We start from the raw sequence: 8,841 nt of genomic DNA on the forward strand, positions 1-8,841 counted from the left end.
ACGATCATCCGTCAATCAGACTTTAGTGACCATATAATTTAATCCTCTAGAAGTCCGAGGGAAAGGAAGCCCGCCATGAAAAATGAAGACGAGCGTTCCGCGCTGATCGTCGCGGAAGCGAAGCGCATCATTGAGCTTACCGTCGAGATGAATGTTCGGCGCAAGGCGCTCGACGATCTCGACCTTCGCCGCAAGGAGACCGGCATCAGCCTGGCCAGGCTCGTGGGAGCCGACATAGGCGAAGGCGTCCCCTACGGTCGGCTCCCGATCAACACGGCACTGGCCATCATCGCACAGGCTGGCGACGATGGGATTTCGGCGAGCGACCTCGCGACCGAGGTGGATAAGACCACCGGCATTTCAGTCACAGCCGGAAAGATGGAAGCCGCGCTGAGCGCATTCCTCACGGCCGGGGACATCAGGCTGAGCGCTGGCATATATCGACCAGGTCTGGGACGCCCCAATCGACGGCAGGGCAAGGCGGCGATCGGCGCCCCTACCGATCGCCACATGGTTCTGGAGGTGCTCCGATCATCGCCAGTCCCCCTGGGAGTGTCGTCGATCGTGAAGGCGATCGAAGAACGCTTCCACCTGAAGGTTCCGCGTACCGTCGTGTCGCCACTGCTCGCCAAGATGCGTGACAGGGGCGGAGCCGTGATCCACGTCGGCCAGCAGTGGACCGTCCCGAAGGAAGGCATGGAGTCCTAAAATTTTTCCTTCACCCATGAGTCCAAACCGTTCCCTCTACGTTCTGCGTTTTCTGGATGAGACATCGATCCATCCTGAAACGACGGCGCCCGACTGCCGCGCCGCGAACGGAGTTCGACGACATGAGGAACATCGCACTCGAAGACCAGCTCGATGCGCTCGGCTCTAGGGGCAGCGGCCCCCTAAGCTGGTGGCGCACCCTCTCCTGCGAGGGCTTCCTTGTGGAAGCGAAGATCGTAGAGACTGCGGTCATCTCCATCATCTCGGTCAGCCGCTTGGCGCCGCCGGCGCTCATCGCCGAGCTCACGACTCTGGCCGGGGACGAGCTTGCCCCCACCTGGAATGATCTCGCGGCGGCATACTTCCAGCTCGACGGCATGATGCTCGGCCTGGCTTATGAGATTGGTGGCAGCTGCGCTGCGCTTTCCGCTCGTCAGGGCGACCCTCTTGGGTCGATCATGCTGCTCAAGGCGCTGAGCGAGCCCTTCGTCTCCCTCGACCCCGAATGCCGCATCTGGGTCGGCAGCACGTGGCTGGCGGAGCGCGGTGCGCTGCTCAACCAGACGACGCTGTCGAGCATCGACTGGTGGCAGTCCGCGCGTGGCCACCAGCAGCCCTTCGTTTCAGGAGAGGTTCAGTGGTAAGCGATCCGCTCTTCGTCTTCGGCATCGGCGTGGCCCTCGCGGGCTGCGGCTCGATCGGCACCACTTTCAACGCCTGTCGTGAAATCCTGACGATCCCTCAGGGTCCCGGGGCAATGAGCGCCACGGTGTTGCTCGCGGCCGTGATCTTCATGCTGCTAGTCGGCTGCGGCATCGTCGCCGGCGGGCTCTGGGTTGCCCTCGCCGTCGCGGGAGGGACCCATGGCTAAGCGCAAGAAGTTCGCTCCGGCGGCATCGACCAGAAGCGACGTCGTGATCGGCGGCCAGCGCATGGACATCGCCTATCATGAGCCGGCGATACAGCCGACCAACGCGGGACCGTGGCGCGTCGAGCCTGACAAGATCGCGTGGACCGACCGGGCGACTGGATACTGCTGCATCATCCGACGCGAACGCGGCGGGCATCTCGGCGCGTACGTCGGCCTGCCCAGGCGACATATGCTCTTTGGCTACGAGGCGGACGCCATTCCCCCGGATGTCGTCTCCGTCCCTGGTGGACTCGACTATGCAGCGCCCTGCGACCAGCGTGGCCCAGCGAGCAGATCGATCTGCCACGTCCGGGGCAACACCCACCATCATGACGACCTGTGGTGGGTCGGGACCGTCTGCAATCGCCTGACCGATCTGGTCCCTGACGACGCGAAGCACGCTGCAGAGGCGCAGCGTCTCGGCATCCGCCAGACTTATCGTGATGCGCAGACGCTGTACGGCATCTGCACCGATCTCGCTGCGGAACTAAAGGCCCTGGAGAGCGACCGATGATCCCCGGCGCTGACATCCAGCACGATCCGAGGCTCCCTTGGGGCCATTGGATGCGGACCGTAAAGCCCCGATATCAGGGCATCGTTATCGTCGACGAGCACGAGCAGGAATGGCGCACGCTGCGGGAGGCGCTCTGGCGCGGTCGCCTTCAGATGAGCACCGAGAATTCGAAGATCGTCGACGAGGGGCTAGAGCTGATCCTCGCGATCATGGCGTCGAAGATCGGCCCTATCGTGCCGTTCGGCGAAGACGTGGTCGGTCTGTATGGTGGCAATGACAAATTCTATCGGTGGCACACCTACTGGCTGCAGGCGGTAGGTCTGCTCAAGCCGGCCCCCGGTCCATTCGGCGCGGGCGCCACAAATGAAGGCGCATCAGTGGTGCGCCTGCTCCTCGCCACCCGTCCGCCCGAACTCGCCGCCATTCCGGTCGGGGCCGAAGCCCTTCAAGCCTTCGGTCCGCCGGACTCGCCCACGGAATGCGATCGCGACACCTACGAGGCGACTGACGGCCCCTGCGCAGCATACCCATACGCCATCGTGCGCGAGGACCGGTGGCGCCAGCATCGGATCGCGATGCTGCACCGCGATCCCGACGACGTGATCCCGATGGCGCGCACCACTTGGACCGTTACCTGCCCCGACCGCGCGACGCGAGATCGTCTGTATCACTGGCTCTACGGCCGCATGTACCGATGGAGCGCATGGGGCGAGATGGCGAAGAAGTCCGGATCGCAGGCGCTCACGCAGCATCTGCTCGCGCTGATCGCATCCGACCCTGCGTTCGGTCGTGGCGCTGATGAAAATCCCGCGCCCTCGGTCGCGATCGATCTCGACGCCCGCAGCTGACGCGCGCGGTTCGATGGACACGCCGCACTTCGACGACCGCCGCGACGCCATCGTCGCGGCGGTCACGCGCGTTCCAACCTCTCAGAACCGACTGCGGCCCGCCCTGGACACGATCCAGTTGCCAGTTATCCTCCTCGCCGCGCTCGTCGAGTGCGAAGTACCTCTCGCCAAGTTCGTCGAACGTATCCTGAAGCAATCGCTGTGGCAGGACGATGCGATCAGGTCGGTCGACCGTCGCGTCGTGATACAGGCCAGCCTGGCAGCGGATGGCCTGCGGTGCGTGATCCAGATGGGAGAAAAGGCCTTCTATCACTGTTCGACAAGCGTGCTGAACTTGGTCGACGTCGTGCTGCCAGCGACGGTCATGTCGGTCTCTAATCTCGATGCCTTCTTGATTCTCGGCCACCCGCTATTTCAGGGTAAGGACATCATTATACGCGGGATGAAACCTCTGGACTGTGTTGCACCGGCAATGGGCACGGCGATGCTTCTTCATATGCCGACCATCACGGTGTGGCTGCCGCACGCTCGATAGTGACGAACGCGCGGCGCCCTCTCTGCCTTAAAGCGCCGGCCTGCCACCCGTACCACGCCTCGACGCTTCCTGCTCGATCAGTGCCATCATCCTGCTCGATGTCCCCTCCGGTTGCGCCAGCGTGATCTGGCCGCCTTGCGATCCTACGTCGGCAGCGAGCCGGAACGCTTCACCGTGTCCCAGACATGCGGCTCGACCGCACCACATCGCATGCAGCCCCTCGCCATCGATGCCGTCGCTGTCCTTGGACGGCGCGCCGTACTTGCTGACCAGCAGTGTGCGCCAAGCTGCGGGATCCGTTCCCGCTGGCGGCAGATAGGCGACGTTGCGCACACGCGCGCCATCCGACCAGACGAACGTGCTGATCATCACCTTCCCGCCCTTGCCGTCGTCGAATTCGGCGCTGTCCAGGACGCTGCCGCCCTTCAGCGGTAGCCGCCCGCCCCAAAGATTGACTGCCTTGCGGACGCGATCCTCGAACGTGTCAGTCCGCGTCCGCCGCTTCACGATCAATCCGCGTTCCCTCATGACCCTTTCGACGTCCGCCTCGGTCATTCCGAGCCGGAAGCCAGCAAGGTCGAAGGTGGCGGGAGTTCCTTTGGCAGTCTGTGTCGCGGCGGCGTCCACGCCGATCTGACCGGCCACCACCGGCTGCGCCGCCATGAGGACAAGCGCCATCACATGCTTCATGATGCTTCCTTTTCAGATGTCGATTTCGCCCGATCGCCGCAGCGAGCGGATGCGCAGCTGCGCCACGCCGCCGATGACGATATATGCGATCAGGTAGGGCAGGCCGTGCTTTGCCAGCCCGATCTTCATCGCGACGGCCGTCAGCGCGGCGACGATGAACGGCACGGTGCGCATCGAGCACAGTACGGCGAACAGCATCCAGGACGCTGTCGGGCGGATAAGCGCGGCAATGGCGGTCGCCATCACGACGGCGAAGCCGAGCGGATCAGAATTGGTGAAGAGCGTCACGATCATGCCCGGAGCGATCAGAAAGATGCCACCGAGTATGAAGATCGGGACGAACGGTACGGTCTGGACCGGCACGCTCAGACCCCTTTGGTCAGCGTTGAACCCGTCGTGATGGCCGTCTTGACCAGCGTCTTCATGTATCCGGCTTGATTCCCAATCATCGTCGCCCTCCGAAGTGAAGGACACCACCTCAGTCGGCGGCATCCCGTGAAACGGGATGCCGGCCCCCTGAGCCGGGTGTTGGAAACCAGAACGAGCTGGCGCGGGCACCTTTAACCGGGTGGTCTGGACATACGTGTCCGCCACCCGGCCGAAGAAGCTCTTCGACCGTCATTGGTCTTTCGACCGACTCTCGTTCAGGGTTTCCACGCCCCGGCTCGGGAACCGCTTCCCGTGCATCGTGGAATATAGGTCACCAATTTCAGGATGGCGACGGATTTTTCGGATGGACCCGGACTTCTAAGGTTATGAGCGGCATGAATGGCGAAGTGGACCGGAAGTCGAGCCGAAATCATCGGCCGCGCGATCCGCAACCACGGCAACCGCTTCCATTGCAGTTGCTAATTGATACTCCAGCCGGTCAACGAATCGGCTTCGGCGATCGATCCCGATTTCGCCTGTCCGCGACGAACGGCTGCCCGTTTTCAACCTTGATAATCTCGAACAGCCCGGTGGCAGCGAAGAGCGCGGCGAAGTTTTTGACGCCATAGTTGCGAGGGTCGATCGACGCCTGTCGCTTAGCCGCGCTGCCAGCGGCGGACATCGCCGCCCAGCCGTCTTCATGGGCGGACGCCTCGATTGCACCGCGTAGGATCGTGACGAGCTTGGTGTCCTGCGATAGAGGTCGTCGACCCGCTGGCGGTTGATCGTCGATCATGTCCGGTATGGGAGTGGCATCGCTGCTGGCGACGGCGGACGATGCTTCCGCTGCAGCCGGTCGGTCGACGCCACCGTCCAGCGTATCTAGGTAGAGGAAAGTCGTGCAGGAGTTGACGAATGGCGACGGTGTCTTGCGCTCCCCAAACCCGTAAACCTCATGTCCATTCGCCTTCAGCTGCATCACAAGCGGGGTAAAATCGGCGTCGCTGGAGACGAGGCAGAATGCTTCCGGCTTCTGCGTGTACAGTAATTCCATTGCGTCAATGACGAGTGCGATGTCCGTGGCGTTCTTGCCCGCGGAATAGCTGAATTGTTGGATCGGCCTTATAGCGAAGTCGTGGAGCTTGTCCTTCCACCCCTTGAGGCCTGCACTTGCCCAGTCACCATAAGCGCGCCTGACGTTCGCCGTGCCGTACCTCGATAGCTCGGCAAGAATGGCTGCAATGTTCACGTGCGATACGTTATCTGCATCTATCAGCAGCGCAATTCGTCGATCCGGCGTCCTGAAGGACCCGTCTGCATCATGCGTCATGGGCGGAACCTTGCTCGATTTCAGTCTTCGCTCTGTCAGGGACCGCGCCGACAGGCGTACGGAATTTATCCACGACGCTCGCGATCTTGATCAATTCGTCTGACGTAGTGGCTGATAGCTCAGTGCCATCTGCAAGCCGAACGTGAACCTTGCGACCCGCACGGCCCTGCATCCAGATGTTAAGCACATCGAATGCTCTTTTCGTCAGGTAGAATGCAGCAGCTCCGGCAGGCCCAGCGGTAAAATAGAAATGGCCAATGTGATCAGCCGTTGTCGAGAATCGTGCTATTGGGGCGGGGCAGACCTGTACCTCTCTCCAAGCAGCTACAAGCGTATCATAATCTTTATTCCACTGGTCATCGCCGCGGCGCGGCTCGAGCATTATTTGATCGTACATTCAGTTCCCGCCCTCACTGGATATCAAGAAGCGAGGCTATGATCCGCGAGTGCGACCGTCAATCATCCCACTCAACCTAAGTGGCAGACCATTTTCACCTGGGCGTAGTTCACGAAGGGTAAGCATCACGTTCCCTGAGCCACGGTATCTTAACCTTTCGGAGGTGATGCTGTTCAATATCAAGGGGAGAGCACGGTGTATTCGCTACTCGAAGGAACGATGACCGAGGACGAGATTCAGCTCGTAATCGAGGGTGCGTTTAGCAAGCACGGCAGCATCACGGAGCGCGGCGGTGGCATGTGCGGTTCAGTATATTTCTTCGATCAAGGGGAGACTGTGCGGCCGCGATACGTCGTAGCCAAGGTGCCGAGAAGCCCGTCAGGTGATCGCGATGAGCGAAATCGCCGTTTCCTGCGTGAAATCAAGATACAGCATCAAACCTATTATCATCGGTTCGTCTGCTGGCCGTTCGACTATCAGATGGTACATGATACACCGGTGGCGCTGTTCCGGGCGTACGACGGTGACCTGGCGGAATGGATCCCACGGCCGGAATTCAGTCCCGTCAGTCGCCTCGCCGTTCTCGTGTATCTATGTTCCGCCCTCCGCCATTGCAGGTTGCGCGGCGTCGAGTGCCATCAGGACCTCAAGCCGCAGAACATTCTCATGAGCAAGTTCGTGACAGAGCTCCGCGATGCCGCAGTATCAGACGTCTTCGAGTTTCCACTTCTCGCCGACTTCGGACTCGCTAACGCCGGTCGCGATTTTCAGAATGCAGAGGGCGCACGCCCGTACATGGCGCCTGAACAGTGGCTTGATCGGATTGTGACGGCGGAGTCGGACATTTTCTCGCTGGGGGTAATCATATTCGAGGTGATGACGCGGGGCATGCATCCTTACGGAGGTGCGACGCATGAATGGTGGCCGGAACCTATGGAGGGGCGGTCGAGGAAGTGGCTGAGGCCAGAGACGTGGGAAAAGTGGGCGAAGGCGGGTAATCCAATCGTTTCCGCGTCTTTTCTGGTCGATGGCGTCGAGGAGATCGCTCGGCGATGCATGAGCCCAGTACCTGCCGATCGGCCAACGCTCGACGACATTCAGGCGAAGCTACTTGCCGCCCTTAGGGCCGTCGACGCTAGCGCCGCCGATCAGGCATCATTTCAGGCTTGCCATGCAGATCATGGTATCGAAGACGGCGCATGGCCCTACCGCGATGCCCGGCTCGAAGCGGTGAGCAGGGCGGTGGCCAAAGTTGAAGCAGCACATGCCCTCTTGAAGCGCAATGACAAAGCTGGGGGAACATCGACGATCTAGCGTCCCGCATTCCTCGAAGCAGCCTCGGGCGAATTCCAGGTCGACAACGCCGGCGGCGTCTCGAACTCGATATGAAACGCACCATCGCCGGTCCGGTCGTAGATGCCGCGACCGGTCATGGTCACCGTTGCACCTGTCGGTTCAACGCCGATGATAGTGATCATCGCATCGGATCCGATCCATACGTCTGGCTCTGGCGTTCGGCATGGTCGAACGGTGCAGTGGTAGCGGAGTTCGGATGCCTGCGGCCCGCAATCGGACTCTGGGAAGACCTCATCACGACCTTCCTCTATGCCAAGATTTAGCCCGTGAAATACCTCGAGAGCCCCGTCGTCTCGGAGAATGACGATATGAGCGTCATCCAAGCGGCGTGTGATGGAAGCGCTGAAAGCCTGATGTCCGTCAAGGCTCATTGATCGGGGCGGGCGACACCCGCGGGGATAATCGCGTAATGGCCCTCGCCTACAGATGGCGCTGTGACAGTCAAATCTCGTAGCGTCGACGTTGCGAGCATCTGATCATCGGTTCCCTTAAACGGCTTCACGATCCGCAGTTAAGTCGGCCTCGCCAAGACCGGCTGCGTCCTTCTTCGGTCAACGTCAGCGTCGCCAAGGTTTCGACGTGTTCTGGCCCCCTCCCAACCTCTTTCCCACTGTTCTTTATCAAAATGTCCATGCCCCCGCCGACCCAATGATGAAAGGTATACGGGAACACCTCGCTGGCGTCGGCTGCGGGACGCAACATGACGATCCTGCCGTCACGCTTTACAGCCCCTCGGTCCTCCTTCATCGCGACCCGCCGCGTGAACCCCTTGCCCCCAAGCCAGGTGCAGCCACTACCGGCTGCCCGTGCCGCCGCCATCTCTTCAAAGCTCATGGTCTCGAGGGGAATTGCCGACACTCGTTGTGCGTACGCTCGAGTAGCCGCAAAAGGGGCGATAAGCGTGATGCCAATCAGCCCGAACAGAACAGTCTTCGCACGCATCATCGCGCCTTTCTTTAGGCTTTCATCAGTGCCCCGACGTGGTTCCAAGATCAACTGTCACCTCGTGATTGATCGCTTGCTCCAGCTCCTGCCCGATGCCTGCGTGACGAGGCACATTCATCGATGCTCGAGATCGCACCTTGCGCCAGTGTGGATGTTCGAATTATGTTCCCGCAGTGAGACTGTCAGATGCCCTCACGGGGCGATCGCATCGGTCAAGGACGTAACCTCCGAGTCGGCGG

13 protein-coding genes are annotated in these 8,841 nt (G+C 61.1%); 7 read left to right on the forward strand and 6 right to left on the reverse strand.

Annotation, left to right across the window (positions count from 1 at the left end; all coding sequences use genetic code 11):
* The first annotated feature begins 75 nt into the window (after positions 1-75).
* The 6 genes from ACFX59_RS17035 (at position 76) to ACFX59_RS17060 (ending at position 3,515) form a co-directional block, all read left to right on the forward strand.
* Positions 76-708, forward strand: a complete 633-nt coding sequence (locus ACFX59_RS17035) for a hypothetical protein (protein WP_387434000.1) — start codon at positions 76-78, stop codon at positions 706-708.
* A gap of 122 nt (positions 709-830) precedes the next feature.
* Entirely contained in the window at positions 831-1,352 is a 522-nt protein-coding gene (locus ACFX59_RS17040; protein ID WP_387434003.1) for a hypothetical protein, read from the forward strand.
* On the forward strand, positions 1,346-1,579 hold the full coding sequence (locus ACFX59_RS17045; RefSeq protein WP_387434005.1) for a hypothetical protein: 234 nt from the start codon (positions 1,346-1,348) through the stop codon (positions 1,577-1,579). Before ACFX59_RS17040 ends, ACFX59_RS17045 begins: the two co-directional genes overlap by 7 nt.
* Positions 1,572-2,132, forward strand: coding sequence for a hypothetical protein (locus ACFX59_RS17050; RefSeq protein ID WP_387434007.1), 561 nt, complete (start codon positions 1,572-1,574; stop codon positions 2,130-2,132). The genes ACFX59_RS17045 and ACFX59_RS17050 overlap by 8 nt, the downstream gene beginning before the upstream one ends.
* Positions 2,133-2,182: 50 nt before the next feature.
* Positions 2,183-2,980 (forward strand): hypothetical protein, encoded by a 798-nt coding sequence (locus ACFX59_RS17055; RefSeq protein WP_387434010.1) that lies wholly within the window; start codon positions 2,183-2,185, stop codon positions 2,978-2,980.
* Between the two features lie 13 nt (positions 2,981-2,993).
* Complete coding sequence (locus tag ACFX59_RS17060) at positions 2,994-3,515, forward strand: hypothetical protein (protein WP_387434012.1); 522 nt, start codon at positions 2,994-2,996, stop codon at positions 3,513-3,515.
* 27 nt (positions 3,516-3,542) lie between these two features.
* On the opposite strand, the gene ACFX59_RS17065 is transcribed toward ACFX59_RS17060, so the two are convergent.
* The 4 genes from ACFX59_RS17065 to ACFX59_RS17080 form a co-directional block, all read right to left on the reverse strand.
* Positions 3,543-4,205, reverse strand: coding sequence for a hypothetical protein (locus ACFX59_RS17065; protein WP_387434014.1), 663 nt, complete (start codon positions 4,203-4,205; stop codon positions 3,543-3,545).
* 12 nt (positions 4,206-4,217) lie between these two features.
* Positions 4,218-4,568, reverse strand: coding sequence for a hypothetical protein (locus ACFX59_RS17070; RefSeq protein ID WP_387434017.1), 351 nt, complete (start codon positions 4,566-4,568; stop codon positions 4,218-4,220).
* A 505-nt stretch (positions 4,569-5,073) separates the two neighbouring features.
* Positions 5,074-5,904, reverse strand: a complete 831-nt coding sequence (locus tag ACFX59_RS17075) for an NYN domain-containing protein (RefSeq protein ID WP_387434020.1) — start codon at positions 5,902-5,904, stop codon at positions 5,074-5,076.
* The gene (locus ACFX59_RS17080; RefSeq protein ID WP_387434023.1) at positions 5,894-6,301 is read right to left on the reverse strand and encodes a hypothetical protein; all 408 of its coding nucleotides are present in this window, start codon (positions 6,299-6,301) and stop codon (positions 5,894-5,896) included. Before ACFX59_RS17080 ends, ACFX59_RS17075 begins: the two co-directional genes overlap by 11 nt.
* 219 nt (positions 6,302-6,520) lie before the next feature.
* Here ACFX59_RS17080 and ACFX59_RS17085 point away from each other — a divergent pair, with 219 nt between their 5' ends.
* On the forward strand, positions 6,521-7,615 hold the full coding sequence (locus tag ACFX59_RS17085; protein WP_387434025.1) for a protein kinase: 1,095 nt from the start codon (positions 6,521-6,523) through the stop codon (positions 7,613-7,615).
* On the opposite strand, the gene ACFX59_RS17090 is transcribed toward ACFX59_RS17085, so the two are convergent.
* Both ACFX59_RS17090 and ACFX59_RS17095 read right to left on the reverse strand, forming a co-directional pair.
* Positions 7,612-7,779 carry a hypothetical protein gene (locus ACFX59_RS17090; protein ID WP_387434028.1) on the reverse strand — a complete coding sequence of 56 codons (168 nt, stop codon included), beginning with the start codon at positions 7,777-7,779 and terminating at the stop codon, positions 7,612-7,614. The two genes, ACFX59_RS17085 and ACFX59_RS17090, sit on opposite strands and share 4 nt — an antisense overlap.
* Before the next feature lie 376 nt (positions 7,780-8,155).
* Positions 8,156-8,602, reverse strand: a complete 447-nt coding sequence (locus tag ACFX59_RS17095) for a hypothetical protein (RefSeq protein WP_387434031.1) — start codon at positions 8,600-8,602, stop codon at positions 8,156-8,158.
* Positions 8,603-8,841: the final 239 nt, after the last annotated feature.

The sequence above is a fragment of the Sphingomonas sp. NCPPB 2930 genome, assembly GCF_042867205.1.
GTDB lineage: Bacteria > Pseudomonadota > Alphaproteobacteria > Sphingomonadales > Sphingomonadaceae > Sphingomonas.